Source organism: Celeribacter baekdonensis B30 (assembly GCF_000299875.1).
Classification (GTDB): Bacteria; Pseudomonadota; Alphaproteobacteria; order Rhodobacterales; family Rhodobacteraceae; genus Celeribacter; species Celeribacter baekdonensis_A.
This window is the reverse complement of record NZ_AMRK01000003.1, coordinates 126,927-148,360: the sequence shown is the minus strand read 5'-3', so window position 1 is coordinate 148,360 and position 21,434 is coordinate 126,927. Positions and strand designations below refer to the sequence as shown.

23 protein-coding genes are annotated in these 21,434 nt (G+C 58.6%); 9 read left to right on the top strand and 14 right to left on the bottom strand.

The window, feature by feature from the left end; genetic code table 11:
* Window positions 1-30: 30 nt before the first annotated feature.
* From B30_RS06610 to B30_RS06595, 4 genes are all read right to left on the bottom strand, one after another.
* A complete protein-coding gene (locus tag B30_RS06610) occupies window positions 31-927 on the bottom strand; it encodes a DMT family transporter (RefSeq protein WP_009571265.1) in 897 nt (298 codons plus the stop codon).
* Complete coding sequence (locus B30_RS06605; protein WP_040402042.1) at window positions 924-1,202, bottom strand: putative quinol monooxygenase; 279 nt, start codon at window positions 1,200-1,202, stop codon at window positions 924-926. The genes B30_RS06610 and B30_RS06605 overlap by 4 nt, the downstream gene beginning before the upstream one ends.
* Window positions 1,203-1,315: 113 nt before the next feature.
* Window positions 1,316-2,887, bottom strand: a complete 1,572-nt coding sequence (gene guaA / locus B30_RS06600; RefSeq protein WP_009571263.1) for a glutamine-hydrolyzing GMP synthase — start codon at window positions 2,885-2,887, stop codon at window positions 1,316-1,318.
* A 223-nt stretch (window positions 2,888-3,110) separates the two neighbouring features.
* Window positions 3,111-3,404: a DUF6477 family protein gene (locus B30_RS06595; protein WP_040402041.1), complete on the bottom strand. Its 294-nt coding sequence runs from the start codon at window positions 3,402-3,404 to the stop codon at window positions 3,111-3,113.
* Between the two features lie 355 nt (window positions 3,405-3,759).
* Between B30_RS06595 and B30_RS06590 the strand changes: the two genes are divergently transcribed.
* Window positions 3,760-4,923 (top strand): DUF6456 domain-containing protein, encoded by a 1,164-nt coding sequence (locus tag B30_RS06590; RefSeq protein WP_009571261.1) that lies wholly within the window; start codon window positions 3,760-3,762, stop codon window positions 4,921-4,923.
* A 93-nt stretch (window positions 4,924-5,016) separates the two neighbouring features.
* Here B30_RS06590 and B30_RS06585 read toward each other — a convergent pair whose 3' ends face one another.
* Together B30_RS06585 and B30_RS06580 are read right to left on the bottom strand one after the other, a co-directional pair.
* A complete protein-coding gene (locus B30_RS06585; protein WP_009571260.1) occupies window positions 5,017-5,403 on the bottom strand; it encodes an STAS/SEC14 domain-containing protein in 387 nt (128 codons plus the stop codon).
* A gap of 123 nt (window positions 5,404-5,526) precedes the next feature.
* Window positions 5,527-6,978 (bottom strand): catalase, encoded by a 1,452-nt coding sequence (locus B30_RS06580; protein ID WP_009571259.1) that lies wholly within the window; start codon window positions 6,976-6,978, stop codon window positions 5,527-5,529.
* Window positions 6,979-7,096: 118 nt separating this feature from the next.
* Between B30_RS06580 and B30_RS06575 the strand changes: the two genes are divergently transcribed.
* Complete coding sequence (locus B30_RS06575; protein ID WP_009571258.1) at window positions 7,097-8,023, top strand: hydrogen peroxide-inducible genes activator; 927 nt, start codon at window positions 7,097-7,099, stop codon at window positions 8,021-8,023.
* Here B30_RS06575 and B30_RS06570 read toward each other — a convergent pair.
* On the bottom strand, window positions 8,020-8,604 hold the full coding sequence (locus tag B30_RS06570) for a YARHG domain-containing protein (protein ID WP_009571257.1): 585 nt from the start codon (window positions 8,602-8,604) through the stop codon (window positions 8,020-8,022). The genes B30_RS06575 and B30_RS06570 overlap by 4 nt on opposite strands.
* A 214-nt stretch (window positions 8,605-8,818) precedes the next feature.
* Window positions 8,819-9,367: a peroxiredoxin gene (locus B30_RS06565; protein WP_009571256.1), complete on the bottom strand. Its 549-nt coding sequence runs from the start codon at window positions 9,365-9,367 to the stop codon at window positions 8,819-8,821.
* An 86-nt stretch (window positions 9,368-9,453) separates the two neighbouring features.
* On the opposite strand from B30_RS06565, the gene lipA reads away from it, so the two are divergent.
* The 3 genes from lipA (at window position 9,454) to B30_RS21310 (ending at window position 12,664) form a co-directional block, all read left to right on the top strand.
* A complete protein-coding gene (gene lipA / locus B30_RS06560) occupies window positions 9,454-10,509 on the top strand; it encodes a lipoyl synthase (protein ID WP_009571255.1) in 1,056 nt (351 codons plus the stop codon).
* Window positions 10,448-11,650 (top strand): THUMP domain-containing class I SAM-dependent RNA methyltransferase, encoded by a 1,203-nt coding sequence (locus B30_RS06555; protein WP_009571254.1) that lies wholly within the window; start codon window positions 10,448-10,450, stop codon window positions 11,648-11,650. Before lipA ends, B30_RS06555 begins: the two co-directional genes overlap by 62 nt.
* Window positions 11,651-11,788: 138 nt before the next feature.
* The gene (locus tag B30_RS21310; protein WP_009571253.1) at window positions 11,789-12,664 is read left to right on the top strand and encodes a LysR family transcriptional regulator; all 876 of its coding nucleotides are present in this window, start codon (window positions 11,789-11,791) and stop codon (window positions 12,662-12,664) included.
* A gap of 37 nt (window positions 12,665-12,701) precedes the next feature.
* On the opposite strand, the gene B30_RS06545 is transcribed toward B30_RS21310, so the two are convergent.
* Both B30_RS06545 and hpt read right to left on the bottom strand, forming a co-directional pair.
* Entirely contained in the window at window positions 12,702-12,893 is a 192-nt protein-coding gene (locus B30_RS06545) for a hypothetical protein (protein ID WP_009571252.1), read from the bottom strand.
* Window positions 12,890-13,453, bottom strand: a complete 564-nt coding sequence (gene hpt, locus B30_RS06540) for a hypoxanthine phosphoribosyltransferase (protein WP_009571251.1) — start codon at window positions 13,451-13,453, stop codon at window positions 12,890-12,892. Before hpt ends, B30_RS06545 begins: the two co-directional genes overlap by 4 nt.
* A gap of 67 nt (window positions 13,454-13,520) precedes the next feature.
* On the opposite strand from hpt, the gene B30_RS06535 reads away from it, so the two are divergent.
* A complete protein-coding gene (locus B30_RS06535) occupies window positions 13,521-13,967 on the top strand; it encodes a type II toxin-antitoxin system RatA family toxin (RefSeq protein ID WP_009571250.1) in 447 nt (148 codons plus the stop codon).
* 67 nt (window positions 13,968-14,034) lie between these two features.
* On the opposite strand, the gene B30_RS06530 is transcribed toward B30_RS06535, so the two are convergent.
* The 4 genes from B30_RS06530 to B30_RS06515 all read right to left on the bottom strand — a co-directional run bounded on the left by B30_RS06530 (window position 14,035) and on the right by B30_RS06515 (window position 17,584).
* A complete protein-coding gene (locus B30_RS06530; RefSeq protein ID WP_009571249.1) occupies window positions 14,035-15,213 on the bottom strand; it encodes an ammonium transporter in 1,179 nt (392 codons plus the stop codon).
* A gap of 173 nt (window positions 15,214-15,386) precedes the next feature.
* Window positions 15,387-15,878 (bottom strand): CinA family protein, encoded by a 492-nt coding sequence (locus tag B30_RS06525; RefSeq protein ID WP_009571248.1) that lies wholly within the window; start codon window positions 15,876-15,878, stop codon window positions 15,387-15,389.
* A complete protein-coding gene (locus tag B30_RS06520; RefSeq protein WP_009571247.1) occupies window positions 15,878-16,375 on the bottom strand; it encodes a phosphatidylglycerophosphatase A family protein in 498 nt (165 codons plus the stop codon). The genes B30_RS06525 and B30_RS06520 overlap by 1 nt, the downstream gene beginning before the upstream one ends.
* A gap of 15 nt (window positions 16,376-16,390) precedes the next feature.
* A complete protein-coding gene (locus tag B30_RS06515; protein ID WP_040401988.1) occupies window positions 16,391-17,584 on the bottom strand; it encodes a bifunctional 2-C-methyl-D-erythritol 4-phosphate cytidylyltransferase/2-C-methyl-D-erythritol 2,4-cyclodiphosphate synthase in 1,194 nt (397 codons plus the stop codon).
* A 167-nt stretch (window positions 17,585-17,751) separates the two neighbouring features.
* Between B30_RS06515 and dusB the strand changes: the two genes are divergently transcribed.
* The 3 genes from dusB to B30_RS06500 all read left to right on the top strand — a co-directional run bounded on the left by dusB (window position 17,752) and on the right by B30_RS06500 (window position 21,293).
* Window positions 17,752-18,732, top strand: a complete 981-nt coding sequence (gene dusB / locus B30_RS06510; protein ID WP_009571245.1) for a tRNA dihydrouridine synthase DusB — start codon at window positions 17,752-17,754, stop codon at window positions 18,730-18,732.
* Complete coding sequence (locus B30_RS06505) at window positions 18,729-19,811, top strand: two-component system sensor histidine kinase NtrB (protein WP_009571244.1); 1,083 nt, start codon at window positions 18,729-18,731, stop codon at window positions 19,809-19,811. The genes dusB and B30_RS06505 overlap by 4 nt, the downstream gene beginning before the upstream one ends.
* Before the next feature lie 105 nt (window positions 19,812-19,916).
* Window positions 19,917-21,293, top strand: a complete 1,377-nt coding sequence (locus tag B30_RS06500) for a response regulator (protein WP_009571243.1) — start codon at window positions 19,917-19,919, stop codon at window positions 21,291-21,293.
* Window positions 21,294-21,434 lie beyond the last annotated feature (141 nt).

Below are 21,434 nucleotides of genomic sequence, written 5' to 3'. Positions count from 1 at the left end.
ATGACCCCTTGCGGCGCTGCAACAGCGTGATCACGCGAGCCATGTCGCTGTGCGACGGGACTCGGAGAGGATGTTGATGTAATTGGCGACAAAAATGATGCCTGCGCCGATAAAAACAAAAATATCAAGGCTTTCCCCATAGAGCAGCATCCCGACCACGCCGATCACAGGCAGGCGCAGAAAGTCTATTGGCGTGACGATGGAGGCGGGGGCGAGGCTGAGCGCTTTGGTCAGGCAAAAATGCGCGCCAAGCCCGGCCAGAGCGATCCAGATGACCCAAGGCAGGTCTGTGAGCGTGAGCCAAGCGGCGGAGCCGTCCATCATGGCGCAGACAAATCCAAACAAAAGTTGCAGCGTCACCATCCAGAACATGATGGCAAGAATCGACACGTTTGCGGTGCGGGTGAGTTGTTTGGTGAACAGGGCCGAGGTGGCAAATCCAAGGGCACAGGCCATGGCGGCGAACAGGCCGATGGACAGACCGTCCGCGCCAAATGGACGGGCCACGATCAGGATGCCGGCAAAGCCCATCAGTGCTGCCAAGGCGCGGGTCGGGGTCATTTTTTCGCCCAAAAACACGGTGGCACCTAAGCCCACGAGAATGGGATAGGAGAATTCCAGCGCGAAAAGCTGCGCCAATGGGATCAATGTCAGGGCAAAGAGCCAAAGGTTTTGACCGGCAAAATGGCCCAGATTTCGACCGATGTGGAGCGGCAAAGACCGCGGTCTGAGTTCGGACAGGCGGCCCTGAAATATCGCGACGGGCAGTACGATCATCAGGCCGAACAGAGAGCGATAGCCCAGAATTTCAAAGGTATCGAGGTTGGCCGACACCATGCGCCCGGCCACGGCCATGGAGGAAAACCCGAACACCGCGCCCATCATCCAAAAGGCGGCGCGGATCGGGTGCGTTTGCGCGTTGGTCATAGCACTCTCTTATTGAAATCTCGGGTCATATGTTGGGTGACGCGGCCCCAATCTGAGCTGTGGGTGCGGTCTTGGTGGGCGGCAAAATCGGCCTCGCTGCGAAACACTTCGCTGACATGAAAACAACACGGGTCCAATTCGTCCTGCCAAAGCTCAAAGGACAAACACCCCGGTTCGGCCTCGCTCAGACGGTGGTGCCGGGGCAAAAGCGCCACGACACTGTCGACCTCATGCGGCTTACAGCGCATCGTTCCTGTCAGCATGACTTTTGCCAAAATCGTCCCCTCCCAGTTGATCCCCAGTGCAATACCCGCCCTTGAGGCGGCTTGGCAAAAGAAAAGGCGCCCCAAAGAGCGCCTTTGTGATTTTATCGCGTGCCTGCGGGGGCTTATTCCAATTCGATCGTGCCCGGCGGCTTCGAGGTGCAGTCATAAAACACGCGGTTGATGCCTTTGACTTCGTTGATGATCCGGGTCGAGGTTTCGCCCAGGAAATCATGGCTGAACGGATAGTAATCCGCCGTCATGCCATCGACCGAGGTCACGGCGCGCAAGGCGAGCGCGAAATCATAGGTCCGCCCGTCGCCCATCACGCCGACGGTGCGCATCGGCAAGATTGCGGCGAAAGCCTGCCAAATCTCGTCATAGAGCCCGTGTTTGCGGATCTGGTCGATGTAAACCGCATCGGCTTTTTGCAGAATTGCCAGTTTTTCGCGGGTGATTTCACCGGGGCAGCGGATCGCAAGGCCCGGACCGGGGAAGGGATGGCGACCGATGAAGGAGGCCGGAAGGCCCAGCTCATGCCCCAGCGCGCGCACCTCGTCTTTGAACAAGGCACGCAGCGGTTCGACCAGTTTCAGCCCCATTTTTTCCGGCAGACCGCCGACATTGTGGTGCGATTTGATCGTCACAGAGGGGCCGCCCGAGAAGGACACAGATTCGATCACATCGGGGTAAAGCGTGCCCTGGGCCAAGAATTTCGCGTCCTTGATCTCATTGGCGTATTTTTGGAACACGTCGATGAACAGCTTGCCGATGATCTTGCGCTTGGTTTCAGGGTCGGAAACGCCCTCCAGCTCGCCCAAGAACAGGTCAGACTCATCGGCATGGATCAGTTTGATATTGTAATTGTCGCGGAACATTTTGACGACTTGCTCGGCCTCGTTGAGGCGTAGCAACCCGTGATCGACGAATACACAGGTCAGTTGCTCGCCAATGGCTTCGTGCAACAGAATCGCGGTGACCGAACTGTCAACACCACCGGACAGACCGCAAATCACATGATTGTCGCCCACCTGTTCACGGATTTTCGCAATCATTTCCTCACGGTAGGCGCCCATGGTCCAGTCGCCGGTAAAGCCCGCAAGCCGCACGAAATTCTCATAAATCGTCGCGCCATTCGGCGTGTGATGCACTTCGGGATGGAACTGCACCGCGTAGAAGTTTCGCTCAAGATCGGCGGTGATCGCAAAAGGCGCGCCGGGGGAGGTGCCGAAGACTTCAAAGCCGGGGGCTATTTCGGCGACGTGATCGCCATGCGACATCCAGACTTGTTCTTTGCCCGTGCCATCCATGAACCAGCCGTTCAAAAACTCCGGGCGGGTCTCGGTCGGCGTCACATAGGCGCGGCCAAATTCGGCGGTCGCATGTTCGCCCGCTTCGACCCGGCCGCCCAGGTCATGCATCATCACCTGCTGGCCATAGCAAATGCCCAAAATCGGTACACCCAGATCATAGGCCGCTTTCGGCGGCCGCGGGCTGCCCTCGCGCATCACCGAATCCGGGCCGCCGGAAAAGATGATCGCTTTCGGCGCAATCTCTTTCAGCAACGCCTCGGTGACGTTTTGATAGGGGTGAATTTCGCAAAAGACATTCAACTCACGCAGACGACGCGCAATGAGCTGCGTCACCTGAGAGCCAAAGTCGATGATGAGGAGGCGGTCATGGATCACTTGAGTCATGACATGCCTTTACCCGCAGCTCCGCCTCTGTGGCAAGATGGATTCCCGCCATATGTGCCCAATCGACATGGAATGCGTGTGGATTTTGCAGCTTGCGGAACTTTGCTGTGGTGCGCGGATCATTTTACACAAAAGAGCCCCCCGTTTCGGCCCCTGTGAATTTTAAAACAGAGATGGCGGAAACGGGGGGCATTGGCGCCCGGGCGGGGCGCTCAAATCAGGTTCAGGCGGCGGTTTGTTCGCGCGGCAAAAGCCGGGCCTCGCCCAAGAGCGCGATCAACACTTCGACATGGCGTGTCACATTATAGGCGGCGTCGCCCGAGCGGCGGGTCTCTTCGATCTTGGCCTCTTCCTCGATCAAAGAGGACACGGCGCGCGCTGGCGACGGGGCATTGGCGGTGCGCATGACCCGTTTCAGGTCGCGGTTTCGGTTGTAATCATTGAGACCAAAGCGGGCGGCGCGGATCAAAAGGCGAGGGCGGCGCAGCGTGTTGAGCAGGGTTGTGACATCGTTCATGATCATGGTCTCCTGTTGCATGAATGCCCGCGCTTTTGAGGGATGTCTGTGTTGGACATGCGGCCCCGGCATCACGGTTCTTCCTCACTCTGGCACAACCTAAACGTGTGTTGCGCATTGTTTCCGCAATGCGAACGGTCCTTTGCTCGGTTGTTTATGAGTTGGAAACGATAATATCAAAACAGGAAACAATTAACGTTTAGGTAACCAATGCAACTCATGGTTGTGGTCAGATTCGGGGTAATTTGTGGGATAATCTGTGCAAAGCCAGTGGATATCCTGTGGATTGGTGAAGGCTCCCAATCTGACTGTGTCTAAAATAGAAACAATGCTGAAGAGTGAACTTGGGGGAACAATGTTGGACAACGGGAAATATCCATCTGCACAGGGGCGACCCTTACCGAAATGGGTGCCTCAGGAGGCGCAACGATATCTTGCGCATACAGAGACGGGCGACACCATTCGTGAATTGGCCCGAAAGGGCGGCTGTGCCCCCTCAACCGTGATGCGTCAGGTGCGCAAAGTGGAACAAAAACGCGACGACCCGTTGATCGATGAAGCCTTGACCACCCTCAGCCGTCTCACTCCGAAAGACACAGTTCCGTTTCATGGCGCAGGTTGCCCTAAGCCCCCAGCGAAGGACATGGACACGATGACAGACCAAACGCCGTTCGATCACGCAGACGGGCAGACCCCGCCAGATGACGCCACCATTGCCCGCGAAGCGCGGCGCATCCTGCGGCGCTTGTCCGAGCCGGGGGCTTGTCTGGCTGTGGCGAAAGATATGGAAAAGGCCGTGGTGGTGCGCGACCTGCCGGATGGGCGCACCACACGCACCGCGGTCCTGGATCGACCGATTGCTCAGGCAATGGCGCTCAAGGATTGGATCACGGCGCAGGCCAAGGGTAAAATCACCCGCTACACGATCACCGCCGCGGGCCGCGCCGCGTTGCGCCGGTTTTTGGCCGAAGACGAAAGCGCGCGGGCCGGTTTTGCCGAAGCGCCGATGAAATTTGGCGATCAACACCGCGATTGGGCGTTTCGCGATGAGCCGACGCTCGCGGACGACAGGCCCAAACGCATTCGCTATAACGCGGCTGAAAGCCCGGTGATGGTCTTGTCGCGGCGGCGCGACAAGGGCGGCGAAGCGTTTTTACCGCCTGATCTGGTGGCGGCCGCTGAGCGGTTGCGCGAGGATTTTGAGCTTGCGCAAATGGGGCCGCGTGTGGCGCAGAATTGGGATCGCTTCCTTACGGGGGGCGGGCGCGGAGAATTTTCCGGCGATTCCAAGGGCTTTGGCCCCGAGTCCGCCAAGGCTCGCGTGGCCGCAGCTTTGGCCGATCTTGGGCCGGGGCTTGGCGATGTTGCGCTACGTTGTTGTTGTTATCTGGAAGGGATGGAGCAGGCCGAAAAGCGCATGGGCTGGTCGGCGCGTTCGGGCAAAATCGTGCTGCGTATCGCACTTCAGCGGCTCAAAAAGCACTATGACGATGCGGGCTATTCAAATCTGATTGGGTGATTGGCGTTAAAATCGCTCCAGTGGAGCGATTTAGCCAATCACGCGAAAACACAGAAACGCGCCAATGGCGCGTTTCTTTTGATGCCCAATGTTTTAGGTGACAGGCGCAGAGGTCACACTGGCGGCAAAAGCCCGCGCTTCGGCGCGTTGGTCGGGGCCAAAAAGCTTGATTTCGATTTTGGGAAACAGCGGCTGTATCATCCCGACCCAAGTGCCAACCCAGTTGCGGTCGGTGACGATGGACATATGATGAAACTCGTTCCAGCGACGGATCAAGGACATCTCATAGCGAAAATCTTCAAATAAAGCGCCCGCCGTGAAATCGGAAAATCCCGTCAAATCCACCATCAACCCATAGGGCGCAGGCCGTTGCAACATGGGTTCAAGCGCGGTCTCGACGACCTTGATATCGTCACTGGTGATGTTGCCCTCAAGGGTCACAGCGAGGGCAGTGTCGTTCAGCGTGTCTATGCGGATCATGGTACTGTCCTTTTCTGGTCAGTCTGTCCTGTTCATTCCTTTTAGATGGGCATCTTTTCGCAAAAATAAAGGGCCGGACTCTGTCCGACCCTTTCAAGCTTCATGTCAGGCCTGTGCGGCGGTTCAGGCGTCGAGCCTGGCCAATTCCGCCCGAACGCCTGCCTCATACTCCGGGTGAACCCGGCCCAAAACCGCCAGCCACCGCTCGCGCACAGGCATTGAGCAAGGCGCCATCGCGCCCGCCATATTGGCGTGCAACCGAGCGCGCTCATCCGCCTGCATCACATCGGCATAAAGGGCGCGGGGCTGGACGTAATCGGCATCCGCATCCTCTTGCACATATTTATCCGCATCGCCTGAGATTTTCAGCGGCGGTTCGGCCACGCTCACATCCGGCTTGGCACTCTCGGCGTATTGGTTCGGCTCGTAATAGGCATCAACATGCCCGGTGCTTGGCCCCATGAAATTCATCGCACCGTCTTTGTGATAGTGATGCACCGGGCATTTCGGCGCATTGGCGGGCAGGGCCTCGTAATGGGTGCCAAGGCGATAGCGGTGCGCGTCGGCATAGGCAAAAACGCGCGCTTGCAACATTTTGTCGGGGCTAAAACCGATGCCCGGAACCTTGTTGGACGGAGAATAGGCCGCGTTTTCAACAATTTGGAAATAGTTGTCGGGGTTCTTGTTGAACTCCAACATGCCCACGGGGATCAACGGGAATTGATCATGCGGCCAGACTTTGGTCAGATCGAACGGGTTGAACTCCACCGTTTCGGCCTTTGCTTCGGGCATGACCTGAATGTTGAGTTCCCATTTCGGGAAATTTCGGGCCTCAATTGCGGCAAACAAATCCTCCTGATAGCTCTCGCGGGTCTTGCCGATCAGGGTTTCGGCCGCTTCAGAGCTGTGGTTTTTGATCCCTTGCTGGGTACGGAAATGGAATTTGACCCAGACCCGCTCGCCATTTTTATTCCACATTGAATAGGTGTGCGAGCCGTAGCCGTGCATGTGCATCGGGTTCACCGGGATGCCGCGATCGGACATCAGGATGGTGACTTGGTGCACCGACTCGGGCTGCGCGGCCCAGAAATCAAACATCGCCTCGGGAGAACGCAGGTTGGTTTTCGGGTGGCGTTTTTGGGTGCGGATGAAGTCGGGGAATTTGAACCCGTCGCGGATGAAAAACACCGGAGTGTTGTTGCCAACGACGTCCCAATTGCCCTCATCCGTGTAGAATTTCACCGAGAACCCGCGCACATCGCGTTCGGCATCCGCCGCGCCCAATTCGCCCGCCACGGTGGACCAGCGCGAAAGGATGTCACAGCTGTTGCCAACCTTGGAAAAGATGTCGGCGCAGGTATATTGCGTGATGTCATGGGTGACGGTGAAAGTGCCCTGCGCGCCCCAGCCCTTGGCATGAACCACGCGCTCGGGGATGCGTTCGCGGTTTTGATGCGCCAGTTTTTCGATCAATTGGTAATCGTCAAGCATCACGGGCCCGCGCGGACCCGCGGTTTTGGACGTGTCATTATGCGACACCGGCGCGCCGGCGGAGGTGGTCAAACGGGTGGTCATGCTTGTCTTTTCCTTCATGTGGGTCTGTCTCTTGCGGCGAGTGTGTCACGAGATATGAATTAAATGAAATTGTACTTTTTATGATTGAGTATTAGTTTAAATTATAGAAAGGCTTGCCATGCTGACGCTCAGACAAATGACCTATTTCGTTGCCTTGGCCGACACCCGCAGCTTTTCCGCCGCGGCCGAGCGCGTGCATGTCACGCAACCGGCCTTGTCCCAGCAAATCAAAGAGATGGAGCTGAATCTGGGTGCGCAGTTGGTCGAGCGGCTGCCACGCGACATTCGTTTGACGCGGGCGGGACAGGTGGTGTTGGAGCGGGCACAGAAGATTTTGGCGATGACCCGCGATCTGGAAGCCGAGATTCGCCAGTCCAAAGGGCTGAACGGGCGGCTGAGCCTTGGGGTGATCCCGACGATTGCGCCCTATCTTTTGCCGCGCGCGCTGACCCGGATCAAAGCCGCCGCGCTTGATCTCGATCTGCGGGTGCGCGAGGCCCAGACTGCCGATCTTTTGACGGCGGTGATCAACGGCCAGTTGGATGCGGCGGTGATCGCGTTGCCATATGATGTGGCGGGGGTGATGGCGGAGCCGCTGTTTACCGATTATTTCCTTTTGGCGGGGTCAAAGTCGCGGATTGACGCGCTCAGCGCGCCGGTTGCCCCGCCGCGCCCAACCGATCTGCCGCCGGATGCGCTTTTGCTGTTGGACGAGGGTCATTGTTTGGCGGATCAGGCCTTGGATGTCTGCGGCCTGACGCGTGCGCGCCAAACCGTTGATTTGGGCGCGTCTTCTTTATCGACGCTGTGCGGATTGGTGGCGCAGGGGTTCGGCCTGACCTTCGTGCCCGAAATCGCCCTGTGTTCCGAACAGGCGGCCAGCCCCGACATGACGGTCTTGCGCTTTCCCGAACCGCAACCTCAACGCACCATCGCTTTGGTGCGGCGGCATTCGACGGAGGCCAAAACATGGTTCACGGATCTGGCCGCCCTTTTGTCTGAGGCGGGCAGCGAGTTGATGGAGGAGGCGCGGCGGCGCGGTTAACCGGCTGCCGCCAGGCATTGCATGTAGCTGTCTGGTGCAAACATTGCCCAGCCCGCCGCTTTGACGCGCTCAGAGTGCGGGGCTGTGACGATGATATAGGTCCAGGCGCCGATGTCATCGTGCCGGGTGCGATACCAATCGCCGGGTTCAAGCGCGCTTATGACACCACTGTTCGACTCTGGTCCGGCCAAAAGCGACACCCCATAGCCAGTATAGCCCATGCAAAGGAAGCCTTCGCCCTCTGGAAAGAGCGTCGGTTGCTCGACCAAAAGCCTGCGGAATTGGATGTCATCAAGGGCGAGATAGGTGCTTTGCGTGTTGAGTGTACAGCCTTGATATTGTTCGATTTCCCGCAGTTCCGCCACGCGCTCTGCGTCCCGAGATGTCAGCGACACGTTTTTGCCAGTGCAATCGGAATTGTCAAAATAGGTCTGGCCCAGTGGCGTACCAAAGCAATAGCCCGCCCGGTCCATGATCCAATTTCGACTATACCACAAATCCTCACAGGTCCCGGCATGGGCGGGCCCAGAGGGCAGGGCGAAGGGCAAGAAAGTGAGACAGAAAAGCAAAAGGGCGCGCATGGGGAGCCTTCAATGGGAGGTCTTAAATCATCAGATGTCGGCAGTTTAGAGGCTTTTTCTAAACAAGTCGTGATCAAAGCCCAAAACCCGATATTCGCCATGCGTCTCGCGAAGTCCCGCTATGCAAATGTTTCGCCATCTGTCGTTATGCTGCACATGCAAAAGGCCCGCAGGAGGATGTCCCACGGGCCTTTCCAAGACGTGTTCGACGGTCTTATGCGACGGCTTCGGCTTTCGCTTCTTTGAGGTAGGACAGCACGGTTTCAGGAGAGGAGACGCCGTAGGGGTCTTCGCCGTGGTTGTCGCACAGGCCGGGCTCTTCGAACCAGGCTTCGATGACGCCGTCGTTGACGACAGCGGCATAGCGCCAGGAGCGCAGGCCAAAGCCCAAGTTGTCTTTGCGCACCAACATGCCCATGCGGCGGGTGAATTCGCCGGAGCCATCGGGGATGACTTTGACATTTTTAAGCTCTTGAGATTGCGCCCATTTGTTCATGACAAAGCTGTCATTGACGGACATGCAGTAGATCGCGTCGATGCCTTCGGCCTGGAAATCGGCAAAGCCATTCTCGAACCCCGGCAACTGGTAGGTCGAGCAGGTCGGGGTGAAGGCGCCCGGCAGGGAGAACAACACAACGCGTTTGCCCGCAAAGTAATCGGCGGTGGTTTTGTCTTCCCATTTGAACGGGTTGTCGCCACCAATGCTGTCGTCGCGCACGCGGGTGTGAAAGGTTACTTCGGGCAGTTTATATCCGGCTTTCATCGGTCAACTCCTGTTTGGGTGTCCCGTGAAAGCGGGACGCAGTCTTCTATCGCAGCCCTTTTAGAGCGATTCTAAAGCACGCTTCAATGCGGGTGCGGCGAAAAATGCTGCAGAAGCAAATGGCGTGGTTTTCGCGAGACATTTGCGGGCAGACTGCCTATATCATGGTCCAAACGGAGAAAGGCCCTGCCATGCGTGATCTCAAGATTCCCGACCAACGCCACCCTGAAAAGGCGCATCGGGCTGACAATGCCCAGCCGAAAAAGCCGGATTGGATTCGGGTCAAGGCACCGACCTCGGCGGGCTATAAAGAAACGCATCGCATCATGCGCGAGCATAAGCTGGTGACGGTCTGCGAAGAGGCGGGCTGTCCGAACGCTGGCGAATGCTGGTCGCAAGGCCACGCCACGATGATGATCATGGGCGAAATTTGCACCCGCGGCTGTACCTTTTGTAACGTCGCCACGGGCCGCCCGGACGCGCTTGATGTGTTTGAACCGGGCCGTGTCGCCGATGCGGTACAAAAACTCGGCCTCAAACATGTGGTGATCACCTCGGTGGACCGCGATGATTTGGAAGACGGCGGGGCAGAGCATTTCGCCCAAACCATCCGCGCCATCCGTCACCGTGCGCCTGACACTACGATCGAAATTCTCACGCCGGACTTTTTGAAATGTTCCGATGCGGTGTTGGAAACCGTCGTGGCCGCCAAGCCCGACGTGTTCAACCACAATCTTGAGACGGTGCCGGGCCTCTACCCAACCGTGCGTCCGGGCGCGCGCTATTTCCACTCGCTGCGCCTGCTTCAGCGGGTCAAAGAGCTCGATCCGACGATGTTCACCAAATCCGGCATCATGGTGGGTCTGGGCGAGGATCGCCAATCGGTGCATCAGGTGATGGACGACATGCGCGCCGCCGACATCGACTTTTTGACCATCGGCCAATACCTTCAGCCGACGCCAAAACACCATGCCGTCGATCGGTTTGTCACCCCGGACGAATTCAAAGCCTATGAAAAGACCGCTTATGGCAAAGGGTTCTTGATGGTTTCGGCCACGCCGCTGACGCGCTCGTCCTATCATGCGGGCGACGATTTTGCCCGCCTGCGCGACAACCGTTTGCAAAAGCTCGGCCGGGCCTGACGTGACCGACCCGACATTTGAGATTTTCCTCACCGCCCCGCCGGGGCTGGAGCCGATGCTTATGGCTGAGGTGCAGCAGGCGGGGTTTGACGCGCCCGTGCTCTCGCCGGGCGGGGTGACGATCCGTGGCACGTGGGAGGATGTCTGGCGCGCCAACCTGTGCTTGCGCGGTGCGTCGAAAGTCTTGGCGCGGTTTGGCGAATTTCGCGCCTTTCATTTGGCGCAACTTGACAAACGTGCGCGCAAATTCCCGTGGGACGAGATTTTGGGGCAGGGCGTGTTGACCGGGGGGCTCTCCCTCAAGGTCGAAGTCAGCACCAACAAAAAGTCGAAAATCTATCACGCTGGGGCGGCGGTCGAGCGGTTTGAACGCGCCATTGCCGAGGAATTTGGCGTCAAGATTGCCGAAGGCTTGGACGACGCCGATCTGGTGATCAAAGCCCGGTTCGACGACAACAATATTCAGCTTTCCGTTGATACCTCCGGCGAGGGTCTGCACAAACGCGGCCACAAACAGGCCATGGGCAAAGCGCCAATGCGCGAAACCATGGCGGCGCTGTGTTTGCGCGCCTGTGGCTATGATGGCACGGAGCCGGTGCTTGACCCGATGTGTGGGTCCGGCACTTTTGTGATTGAGGCGGCGGAAATCGCGCGGCACATGATGGCCGGACGTGCCCGCCACTTTGCCTTTGAACACCTCGCCACCTATGATCCGGCGCGGGTGCAAAACATCAAAGCGGATTGGCAAAATCATGAGAGCGCTTTGCAGTTTTACGGTTCTGATCGCAATGTGAATGTTGTGCGCATGGCGAACGAGAATGCCGAGCGCGCGGGCGTGGCCGATATGTGTACATTTCAGCCTGTGCCTGTGTCCGAGATCACCCGCCCCGAGGGCGCGCCGGGCCTTGTCATCGTCAACCCGCCCTACGGCGCGCGGATCGGCAAGAAAAAGGACCTGTTCGCGCTCTATTCTGCCTTTGGCGAGGTGATGAAGGACCGGTTTTCCGGCTGGCGCGTCGGCATGATCACCTCTGATGATCAGTTGGCACAGGCCACCACGCTCCCTTGGTTGCCGCCCCAAGCCCCCATCGCCCATGGTGGTCTCAAAGTCCGGTTGTATCAAAGCGCCGCATTGGGGTGATCTGGATGCGAGATCAGGGCACGAGATCAGGGCATGGGGCGTTTGCCTTGTGCAAAATGTGCGTTTTGTGATTTCCCTCAAAGCACCCCTGCACGCACCCATGTTAAAATAAAGCATCACAGGGAGAGAAGGTGTCAGATGATGCAAAGGCCAAATTGGGATGATTTTCGCTTTGTTTTGGCCGTCGCGCGCACTGGCTCCGTTTCAGGCGCGGCGCGGCATTTAGGTGTCAATCACGCCACAGTGTTGCGCCGGGTCGCCGCGATTGAAGCGCGTCTTGGCGTTGAATTGTTTGAAAAATCCGTGCGCGGATATGACATCTCGCCGGAAAATCTGCGCCTGATTGAAGCCGCGCGCGAGGTCGAAACTGCGGTCAACGCGGTCGAACGCTTGGCGCGCGCGGGCGAAGCGCCTTTGGCGGGGGTGATCCGCGTCACCTCGACCGACTCGTTTTGCCACAAAATCCTGCCGCCGCTTTTGGCACGTCTGTCGCAGCGCGAAAGGGATTTGTCCTTTGAGCTTTTGTCGAACAACGCCCACCTTGATCTGTCGCGGCTTCATGCCGATGTCACCGTGCGCCCGACCTATAAATTGCCTGACGATCTGGTTGGCGATATGGCCGCGCAAATGGCCTTTGGCTTTTATGCCGCCTCACCCGATGTGCCTGCCGATCACTGGTTGGGGTTGACCGGGGCCATCGGACGTTCGCCCGTCGCGCAAAAGCTGCGCGAGGCGTTGGAGCGGCGCAAAACCACCTTTACCGCCGCCGCCGACAGTTTCCTGTCGCTGCAATCTTTGGCTGAGGCCGGATTGGGGCGGGTGATGTTGCCTGCGTTTTTGGGCAATGGGTCGGCGGGTCTGGTGCAGGTGGAGCCGGTGCTTGAGGTGCCGCCAGTGCCGATTTATGTCGCCTCGCACGCCGATCTGGCCGATGCGCCCCGGCTGCGCTTGGCCCGTGCGCGGATTTCAACAGCGCTTGAGGCCGAGCAGGAGCAGCTTTTGGGAGGCCGTTGATCCATGTTCAGGGTGGGGGGATCTGGGTGCGCGCGGCTCAGGGCACGGGCCGGACTTTGATCTTGCTCGCGCCATTGACCTGCATCCAGTCGGGCAGTCCAACCAGTTTCTCAACGCCGTAAAGCGCAACACAGACCGCGATGATCGCGAACACAAACTTTACCCGCGACTTTGACGGCGGGTTCTGCGCCCAGCGTTTGGCGCGCAGCAGCCAGCGCAATTGGCTCACGCGGATGCCTCCGCAGTGCCCTCATCGTCAAACACAACCGTGCCGATATAGGGCAGGTTACGGTTGGCTTGGGCGAAGTCAATGCCGTAGCCGACGACAAAGGCATCGGGGATTTCAAACCCGGTCCATGTCGCTTTCAGCGGCACTTCGCGCCGCGCCGGTTTGTCCAAAAGGGCAATGGTTTCCAACTTGCGCGGATGGCGCGAGCGCAACAGCTCCAACACCGCCGTCAGCGTGTGGCCGGTGTCGACGATGTCCTCAACCACCAACACGTCACGCCCTTCAATCGCCCCGCGCAAATCCTTTAAGATTTTGACTTCGCGGGAACTTTCGGTCGCATTGCCATAGGAGGAGGCTTCGAGAAAATCGACCTCCACATTCATCTCCAATTCGCGCACCAGATCGGCGATGAACACAAATGAGCCGCGCAACAAGCCGACAACCACCAATTTGTCAGTGTCCTTATACTCGTCGCGAATGAGGCGGGCGAGTTCTTCGATCCGCGCGGCAATGGCCTTGGCCGAAATCATGACGTCGATGTGATATGGCCGTTGCGACATGCTAACCCCTTGCATTTTGTGCCTCAGGCATAGACATACCGAGGGACGACACAGAAAACCAGTGACCATGCCGACGCACCAAGAAACAAAACATCTCCCCTATAGCGCCGATCAAATGTATGCGCTTGTCGCAGACGTTGAAAGCTATCCCAAGTTTTTGCCGTGGAACGCCGCCGCGCGCATCCGTTCGCGCACGAGTGTGGGCGATCACGAGGTCATGCTGGCCGATCTGGTGATTTCGTTCAAAGTGTTCCGCGAAAAATTTGGCTCCCGCGTCACGCTCTTCCCCGCTCAGAAAAAGATCGACACCGAATATCTCGACGGGCCGTTTCGGTATATGAAAAGCTGGTGGAGCTTTCAGGACAGTCCTGACGGCGGTTGTGACATTGAATTTTTCGTCGATTTCGAGTTCAAAAATGCGATTCTGCAGGGGATCATTGGCATGGTGTTCAATGATGCGATGCAACGGATCGTGCGGGCCTTTGAACGCCGTGCGGCAGAGCTCTATAAATAAGTTTTTCAGCTTTGAGAGGTGAAAAAGGCGGGAGAAACCCCGCCTTTGCTGTTTTATACCGTGTCCCTCACGAATTGTGGTCGTAGGCGCTTTCCCCATGTTGCGCGAGGTCAAGCCCGGCGTGTTCCGTCTCCGCATCGACCCGAAAGCCAACCAAAACCTTGGTGACATAGACCAATGTCACGGTCACAATAGTGGTGAACAGGCCGACAATCACCAAGGCACCAAGCTGCGCCATCCAAGTGCCCGCACCAAAGGCGGCGATCATGATCGTGCCAAAAATCCCGCCAACGCCATGGACCGCGAACACATCCAGCGTGTCGTCGATCCGCAATTTGCCTCGGATCAGATTGACCATCTCCTGACAGAGAATGCCCGCGATTGCGCCAATCAACAGTGCTTCAACCGGGGTGACATGGCCCGAGGCCGGGGTGATCGAGGCCAGTCCGGCAATGGTGCCGGTGACGATGCCGACAAGCGAGGCTTTGCCATATTTGATCCGCTCCCAAAACGCCCAGGTCATCGACGCGGCGGCCGCTGAAATATGCGTCACGGTGATCGCCATTGCAGCCCCGCCATCGGCGGCCAATTGCGACCCGCCGTTGAACCCAAACCATCCGACCCAAAGCATCGCCGCCCCGATCATCACATATCCTGGGTTGTGCGGCGGCTTATTGTCCACCTTGCGACGACCCAGCATCACCGCGATGATCAGCGCCGCCAACCCCGCGGTTTCATGCACCACGATCCCACCGGCAAAATCGCGCGTGCCCGTCGCACCGAAAATCCCGCCATCGGACATAAAGCCACCGCCCCAAATCCAATGGGCCACCGGCGCGTAGCACAACAGCATCCAAAGCCCGGAAAAGGTCAGCACGAAGCCAAAGGAAATCCGTTCGACATAAGCCCCGACAATCAACGCCGGGGTGATGATGGCAAAGGTCATTTGAAAGGCGAAAAACAACACCTCGGGCAGGGTGCCTTTTACGGTGTTGGCGTCAATGCCGAAGAGGAAGATTTTGCCCAAACCGCCCCAATAGCCATTGCCCTCGCCAAAGGCGATGGAATAGCCGACCGCGAGCCAGAGCAGGCTCATCAAACAGGCGATGGCATAGACATGCATGAACACGCTCAACACATTGCGCGCCCGCACCAGCCCGCCGTAGAACAGTGCCAACCCCGGCAATGACATGAATAAGACAAGTGCCGTGGCGACAAGAATCCACGCTGTATCCGCTCCGACCATATTCCCCTCCTAAGGCCAAAATTTACGCTTAGTGGCGCGTAAAGCGTCTTTGGTGGAGGTTAAAAAAGGGCAATTGTGGATTTTTAGGGATTAAAAATAGAGCAAAATACAAAAAGTCTAAAAAACATTCTTAAAAATAAGCGTGAGCATAAAAAATAATCGAAAAAGGAATATCAGCCCTGAGTGGGGTGCCCCAAAGCCGTTTTGAGCAGGTTCAGCGCATGGATCACCGTCTGCGCGCGCACATTGGAGCGCCCCAAAGCACCAAATTCGACTGTTTCAACGCGGCACGCCCGGCCCGTTTGCGCCAGTCCAAAACACACCCGGCCTTCGGGTTTGTGCTCCGATCCGCCCGGTCCGGCGATGCCCGTCACCGACACCGCAAGCCCCACGCCCCCACGGGTCAAAGCGCCCTCGGCCATCTCGCGCGCGATCTGTTCGGACACCGCGCCATGGGCGTCCAATGTGGCGGGGAGGATGCCCAGCATTTCGATCTTGGCGGCGTTGGAATAGGTGATGAACCCACGGTCCACCACGTCGGAAGATCCGGCGATCTCGGTCAGCGCGCCGATGATCAACCCGCCGGTGCAGCTTTCGGCGGTGGCGATGGTCACACCTTGCGCCCGCGCCAAAGCCAAGACCTCTGTCGCGAGTTCGACTGTCATCACATGATGATCCCGTGATAGACGCCAGCAAAGGCCACAACCACAATCGCGGCAAAGACGCCGGCGATCACATCGTCCAACATCACACCCAAAGCATCGCCACGGCGGTCCGCCTTGCCAATGATCCAGGGTTTCCAAATATCGAACAGGCGAAAGGCCAAAAACGCCGTGGGCCAGGCGGGCCAAAGCGCGGTTGAAGGCGCGCCTGCCATGGCCGAGCCAATCGCGACTGGCAACAGGGCAATCCATTGGCCGACCAGCTCGTCGATGACGATTTCGGAGGGGTCGTGGTTTTCCGCCCCCTTGGTCATCACGCCGGTGGCCCACAGCCCGGCGACAAAGGCGACGACGATGCCGATGATCACGCCGGGCACGCCAAGCGCCAGATCCAGCGCCCAAAACAGTGGCACAGCCGCGGCAGAACCCCAAGTTCCGGGGGCAGGGGTCATATACCCAACACGGGCGAGGGTGGCGATCAGTTCTGCAATGGGTTTCATCTCAACGATCCTTGATCAGCGCTGTGTCATCAATGCGGCTGTTGCCAATGCGGCAATGCCTTCTTCGCGCCCGGTGAACCCGAGCCGCTCCGAGGTGGTGGCTTTGACAGACACTTTATCCATCGCGATGTCCATAATCTCGGCCAAGGCCCGCCGCATCGCTTGCGCATGTGGCCCAACCTTAGGGCGCTCACAGACCAAAGTGACATCGCAATTCATCATCTCATAGCCCTTGTCGCGCGCAAGTTTGATTGCATGGCGCAGGAAAATATGGCTCTCGGCGCCTTTCCATTGCGGATCAGTTGGCGGAAAATGTTGACCAATGTCGCCCTCCGCCAATGCACCGTAAATCGCATCCGTCAGGGCGTGCATCCCCACATCGGCGTCCGAATGGCCCTGAAGGCTCCTACCATGCGGCACTTTCACACCGCAGAGCCACACATGGTCGCCCTCGCCAAACCTGTGCACATCATAGCCATTGCCAAGCCGAAATTCCATGCCCTGCGTCTCCTTCTGTCCCGCCCGATGTGCCGCCTCGCGCGCGGCCAAAAGCCGTTCTGCGCGGGCGAAATCTTCGGGATGGGTGATTTTAAAATTGTCTTCGGAGCCTTGCGTGATCGTCACGTCCATCCCGGCCTTGCGCGCCACTTCGACATCGTCGGCGGCCTCGCCACTGTGCGCCTGATGCGCGTGCAGGATGGCGTCAAAGGCAAAGCCTTGCGGCGTTTGGGCGCGAAACAATCCGGTGCGATCCTGTGTGCCTTCGACAATCGTGCCGCTCTCATTCTTTGCGCCGAGCCAAAGCGCGTCGGTGACTGCCAAGGCCGGCGCCGCGCCCGATCCGCTGTCGAGCGCCGCGATCACCGCTTGGATCACCTCACGGGGCACCAGCGCGCGCGCTGCGTCATGGATCAACACCTGATCCACGCCCTGACCGTTCAGCGCCGTCAGCCCGGCCTTGACCGAGTCGGATCGGCGGGCGGCCCCCGGCACAAGGTCCACCTTTTCAAGGGTTTGTGCCAGGACCAGATCGTCCGGGTGATGCACCACCATGATCACATCGACCAGATCGCGAAACGCCGCCACGGCATGATCAATCACCCGAACTTGGCCGAGCGGTTGCCATTGTTTGGGCAAAGCTCCGCCCGCGCGGGTGCCACGTCCGGCCGCGACGATCAAAGCGGCGCGTTTTGGAAGTCCTTTTGTCATGCGGATGGGATAATCGGTGACGCGCAGCCTTGCAATGGCGCTGTTTTCACCGTCAGATCGATTAAATTTTGTGCGTCGGCCTGTTTTCGCACCTTTTTTGCCCTCATTCCTTTGCGACTCGCATAAGTGAGCGCTACCCCTGTTTGAAATGCACAAGGATTAATCGCTTGCCCGTTCGTTTGGCGCACCTCACCCTCGATCCGCCGGTGTTTCTGGCCCCAATGGCCGGAATCACCGACCTGCCGTTCCGCGCGCTTGTCGCCTCCTTTGGGGCGGGGCTTGTGGTGTCTGAAATGGTGGCCTCTCACGATATGGTCAACGCCCGCGCCGGGTCGCGCGAAAAGGCCGAGTTGGGTTTTGGCGTCGACAACTCCGCCGTGCAATTGGCCGGGCGTGAGGCGCATTGGATGTCTGAGGCCGCCAAAATGGTCGAAGCCAACGGCGCGAGACTCATCGACATCAACATGGGCTGCCCGGCGAAACGCGTGGTCTCGGGCTATTCCGGCTCGGCCCTGATGCGCGATCTGGACCATGCTTTGAGCTTGATCGAGGCGGTCGTGGCGGCCGTGTCGATCCCGGTGACGTTGAAAACCCGGCTGGGTTGGGATGACGCGCTGCGCAACGCCCCCGAACTGGCGCGCCGCGCCGAGGCGGCGGGCATCGCGATGATCACCATTCATGGCCGCACCCGCTGTCAGCTCTACAAAGGTCAGGCCGATTGGGCCGCGATCCGCTCGGTCAAAGACGCGGTCAGCATCCCGGTGATCGCCAACGGCGACATCATTTCGACCGATGCCGCGCGCCGCGCGCTTGTGGCCTCGGGGGCCGACGGCGTGATGATTGGACGCGGTGCGCAGGGGCGGCCTTGGCTTTTGGCGCAAGTCGCCGCCAATCTGACCGGCGCCCCCGCACCCATCGCACCTGCGGGCGGTGATTTGGCCGATCTGGTGGCGGGACATTACGAGGCGGGTCTGGGCTTTTACGGCACCGAGCTGGGTGGCCGGGTGATGCGCAAACATTTGGGATGGTACATGGATGAGGCGGGCACGATGGATAAGTTGCGGCGGCGGATCTTGACCGCAAAAGCGCCCAAGGCCGTGTTGGACCTTTTGCCTGACGCGTTTTGCACAGAAGGACTTGCCGCATGAGTGATGCGCGTTTTGACACGCTCTGGCCCTCGCTGCCCGTACCGGCGCTGATGATCAACGAGGCCGATCAGATTGTTGAGATCAATTCGAGCGCCGAGTTGTTCCTCAACGCCTCGGCCAAATCGCTCAAAAACGTGCCGGTGTTTGATAAATTGGCCATTGATGCGCCGCTGGAAGAAGCCTTTTCGCGTGTTCGTCGCGACAGCTCGCCGATGTTCATCAACAATGTCGATGTCTCGGGGGGCAACGCCGCCCCGGTGCAATGCAATATCCAAATCGCGCCACTACAAGGCGTCGAGAACTGGCTCATCCTGTTGATGGAGCCGCGCCAGATCGCCGATCGTCTGGGGCGATCGCATCAGGTCAAAACCTCGGCGCGCTCTGCCATTGGCATGGCGGAAATGTTGGCGCATGAGATCAAGAACCCGTTGGCGGGGATCACCGGCGCGGCCCAGCTTTTGTCGATGAGCCTGAGCCCCGAAGATTTGGAACTCACCGATTTGATCGTCGCCGAAAGCCGTCGGATCGTCGCCTTGTTGGAGCAGGTCGAACAATTCGGCAATCTGCGCCCACCCGAAAAGCGTCCGATCAACATCCATGACCTGTTGGACCGTGCCCGTAAATCCGCCGAGCTGTCCTACGCCGCCTCGATGAAATTCGTCGAGGAATTCGATCCCTCGCTGCCGCCGACCTATGTCGATGGCGATCAATTGTTGCAGATTTTCCTGAATCTGTTCAAAAATGCATCAGAAGCTGCGGGAAAATCCGGTGGGACGATCCGTTTGCGCACCTTCTATGACCTGTCGCTGCGGCTGCGTCGCAAGGATGGCTCGGGGGCGGCCCTGCCGCTTCAGGTCGAGATTATTGATGATGGCCCCGGCCTGCCGCCGGAGATTGCCGCCGATATTTTTGAACCTTTCGTCTCGGGACGTGAAAATGGCACCGGGCTTGGCCTTGCATTGGTCTCAAAGATTATTTCCGACCATGAAGGTTGGATTTCCGTGGACTCCGTGCCCGGCAAAACAGTGTTTCGGATTTCTCTCCCCGTCGCGCCGCGTGATGAACGCGCCGATGGATAAGGAGGGACGTCATATAAGTGTGAAAATCCCCGTTCAAAAGGGGCAGAGCGCGGATCGGGACGTTACTGACCTGATCCCAACGCGAGACGGACAAGGAGAACGATAATGGATGGTACGATCCTCGTCGCGGATGACGACCGCACAATCCGCACGGTTTTGACCCAGGCGCTGACCCGCGCCGGGTGTAAAGTCCATGCGACCTCATCATTGGTGACGCTGATGCGCTGGGTGGAAGAGGGCAAAGGCGATCTGGTGATTTCCGATGTGATCATGCCCGATGGCAATGGGCTTGAGGCCCTGCCGCGCATCGCGGAACTGCGTCCCGGCCTGCCGGTGATCGTGATTTCGGCGCAAAACACCATCATGACCGCAATTCAGGCCGCCGAAGCGGAGGCCTTTGATTACCTGCCCAAACCGTTTGATTTGCCGGATTTGATGAAACGGGCGGCAAAAGCGTTGGAGGTCAAACGCCGCGCCAATCCGGCGCCCTCGACCGCCAAAGCGCCTTCGGAAACGGTGCAGGAAGACCTACCGTTGGTGGGGCGCACGCCCGCGATGCAGACGCTCTATCGCTTGGTCGCGCGGGTGATGAATACCGATCTTCCGGTGCTGATCACCGGCGAAAGCGGGACGGGCAAATCCCTGATCGCACGCGCCATTCATGATTTTTCCGATCGTCGCAGCCTGCCGTTTGTGGTGGTCTCTGCCTCTGATCTGGCGACGATGGAAGGCCCGGCGACGGTGATTTCGCGCGCCAAAAACGGGTCTATCCTGTTTGATGAGGTCGGCGATCTGGACGAGGACGCGCAAGCGCGGATCGTGCGGATGCTCGACAGTTTCACCGACAATGCGCCGCGGATCATGGCCACGTCTCAGGCCGATCTGGGCGCGAAAATGGAAAACGGCGCCTTCCGTCAGGATCTGTTTTACCGTTTGGGCGGGGTGACGATTTCGGTGCCCTCGCTGCGCGAACGGGTCGACGATATTCCGCTTTTGGCCGATTTCTTTTTGGGCAAGGCCGAGCGCGATGGCATGGCGGCGCGCCGTTTTACCAATGAGGCGCTCGAACTTGTGCGCGCCTACAGTTGGCCCGGCAACGTGCGTCAGTTGGAAAACACCATTCGGCGGCTGATCGTGACCGCCCCCGAAGAGGAAATCACCCGCACCGAAGTCGAATTGGTGCTGGGCAATCAGCCCGCGATGGAGCCATTGCAGGGCGGGGGCGAGGGCGAAAAGCTGTCGTCGTCTGTGGCCAAGCATTTGCGCCGCTACTTCGACCTGCATGGCGGGGTTTTGCCCTCACCGGGTCTGTATCAGCGCATTTTGAAGGAGGTCGAAGGGCCTTTGATCGAAATTGCGCTCGATTCCGTCGGCGGAAATCAGGCCAAATGTGCCGACTTGCTTGGCATCAACCGCAATACCTTGAGAAAAAAGATCAACGACCTCGATATTCAGGTGACACGCCGCCGCAAACTGATGTAAATAGGCCACATCCGTGGTGATTTGGGCGCAGTGACAGGAATATCACGCTGCTGCGTCCTTGGTGCCACGGTGTGAGGGGGCGTTTTCGGCACCGGATCACCGGGCCAAGGCGCTCCGGTGGACCAGTACGAGGTGGGCTTT

What these genes read in the sequence shown, in the direction of transcription:
- B30_RS06610 (WP_009571265.1), bottom strand. Translation starts at nt 927, where the DNA reads ATGACCAACGCGCAAACGCACCCGATCCGCGCCGCCTTTTGGATGATG.
- guaA (WP_009571263.1), bottom strand. Translation starts at nt 2,887, where the DNA reads ATGACTCAAGTGATCCATGACCGCCTCCTCATCATCGACTTTGGCTCT.
- B30_RS06595 (WP_040402041.1), bottom strand. Translation starts at nt 3,404, where the DNA reads ATGAACGATGTCACAACCCTGCTCAACACGCTGCGCCGCCCTCGCCTT.
- B30_RS06590 (WP_009571261.1), top strand. Translation starts at nt 3,760, where the DNA reads ATGTTGGACAACGGGAAATATCCATCTGCACAGGGGCGACCCTTACCG.
- B30_RS06585 (WP_009571260.1), bottom strand. Translation starts at nt 5,403, where the DNA reads ATGATCCGCATAGACACGCTGAACGACACTGCCCTCGCTGTGACCCTT.
- B30_RS06580 (WP_009571259.1), bottom strand. Translation starts at nt 6,978, where the DNA reads ATGACCACCCGTTTGACCACCTCCGCCGGCGCGCCGGTGTCGCATAAT.
- B30_RS06575 (WP_009571258.1), top strand. Translation starts at nt 7,097, where the DNA reads ATGCTGACGCTCAGACAAATGACCTATTTCGTTGCCTTGGCCGACACC.
- B30_RS06570 (WP_009571257.1), bottom strand. Translation starts at nt 8,604, where the DNA reads ATGCGCGCCCTTTTGCTTTTCTGTCTCACTTTCTTGCCCTTCGCCCTG.
- B30_RS06565 (WP_009571256.1), bottom strand. Translation starts at nt 9,367, where the DNA reads ATGAAAGCCGGATATAAACTGCCCGAAGTAACCTTTCACACCCGCGTG.
- lipA (WP_009571255.1), top strand. Translation starts at nt 9,454, where the DNA reads ATGCGGGTGCGGCGAAAAATGCTGCAGAAGCAAATGGCGTGGTTTTCG.
- B30_RS06555 (WP_009571254.1), top strand. Translation starts at nt 10,448, where the DNA reads ATGCGGGCGACGATTTTGCCCGCCTGCGCGACAACCGTTTGCAAAAGC.
- B30_RS21310 (WP_009571253.1), top strand. Translation starts at nt 11,789, where the DNA reads ATGATGCAAAGGCCAAATTGGGATGATTTTCGCTTTGTTTTGGCCGTC.
- hpt (WP_009571251.1), bottom strand. Translation starts at nt 13,453, where the DNA reads ATGTCGCAACGGCCATATCACATCGACGTCATGATTTCGGCCAAGGCC.
- B30_RS06535 (WP_009571250.1), top strand. Translation starts at nt 13,521, where the DNA reads ATGCCGACGCACCAAGAAACAAAACATCTCCCCTATAGCGCCGATCAA.
- B30_RS06530 (WP_009571249.1), bottom strand. Translation starts at nt 15,213, where the DNA reads ATGGTCGGAGCGGATACAGCGTGGATTCTTGTCGCCACGGCACTTGTC.
- B30_RS06525 (WP_009571248.1), bottom strand. Translation starts at nt 15,878, where the DNA reads ATGACAGTCGAACTCGCGACAGAGGTCTTGGCTTTGGCGCGGGCGCAA.
- B30_RS06520 (WP_009571247.1), bottom strand. Translation starts at nt 16,375, where the DNA reads ATGAAACCCATTGCAGAACTGATCGCCACCCTCGCCCGTGTTGGGTAT.
- B30_RS06515 (WP_040401988.1), bottom strand. Translation starts at nt 17,584, where the DNA reads ATGACAAAAGGACTTCCAAAACGCGCCGCTTTGATCGTCGCGGCCGGA.
- B30_RS06505 (WP_009571244.1), top strand. Translation starts at nt 18,729, where the DNA reads ATGAGTGATGCGCGTTTTGACACGCTCTGGCCCTCGCTGCCCGTACCG.
- B30_RS06500 (WP_009571243.1), top strand. Translation starts at nt 19,917, where the DNA reads ATGGATGGTACGATCCTCGTCGCGGATGACGACCGCACAATCCGCACG.